Annotated in this window: 1 protein-coding gene; it reads right to left on the reverse strand. The window is 65.6% G+C overall.

Annotated features, from left to right (window positions below; translation table 11 throughout):
* Positions 1 to 13: 13 nt before the first annotated feature.
* On the reverse strand, positions 14 to 788 hold a 775-nt coding region (locus MOV75_RS40295; protein ID WP_247008410.1), incomplete at its 5' end, for an AraC family transcriptional regulator.

Consider the following 788-nt stretch of genomic DNA (forward strand, 5'->3'; position numbering starts at 1 on the left):
GTGCCGCTCTGCATCACATCACCTCGATGTCGGCTGCGATCGCGGCGACCGTCTCGTCGCCGTCGCGCAGCATCTTCATGGCCTGCTCGAGCCGGTGCTGGCGCAGCCAGGCATGCGGGGACAGGCCGGTGCTTTCCTTGAACGCACGGCAGAAGTGAAAGCGCGACAGACCGGCATCGGATGCCAGCGCATCGAGCGAGACGTCCGCGTCGCTGTCCGAGCGCAACCGCTCGATCGCACGGAGCAGGATCTTCGGCGACAGCCCGCCCATGGTCGGCTCGAACGTGGTTGGCGAGCCCGTATGCGCAGCCAGAAGGCGCGTGGCCAGAAGATCCGTCAGTTGATGCCGAAACAGCGCATCGAGGGCTCCATTGCCTTGCAACGTGTCCGCCGCGCTCAGGATCAGTCGGGAGGTGATGGGGTCGGGATGTGCGGTTCGCTCCAGCAGCTCGGCCGGTCCGACCTGGGCTTCTTTGGCAACGCGCTTCAGGATTGCGTCGGGAAGATAGAGCTGAACCACATCGACAGGCTTGGGAATATCCCACCTGGAGCTCGATCCTTCCGGGATGATGATCAGGACCCCCGGCCGAAACGTGCCGATCGCGACCGATCGTCCCGACCGCCGCTCCATGCGCTGCATCACGCCGTTATACGCCATGATCACGTGGTGGCTCATGGGCTCGACGACGTCGTGCAGCGGATCATGTCGCCAGTGCGCGAGGCCGGCACCGGAGGCGTCCAGCGCCATGCGAAACGGCTCGGTCCTGAGCACGCGCGCCATCTCCGCG

The organism is Bradyrhizobium sp. PRIMUS42, assembly GCF_023006515.1.
In the GTDB taxonomy this organism is placed as follows: Bacteria; Pseudomonadota; Alphaproteobacteria; order Rhizobiales; family Xanthobacteraceae; genus Bradyrhizobium.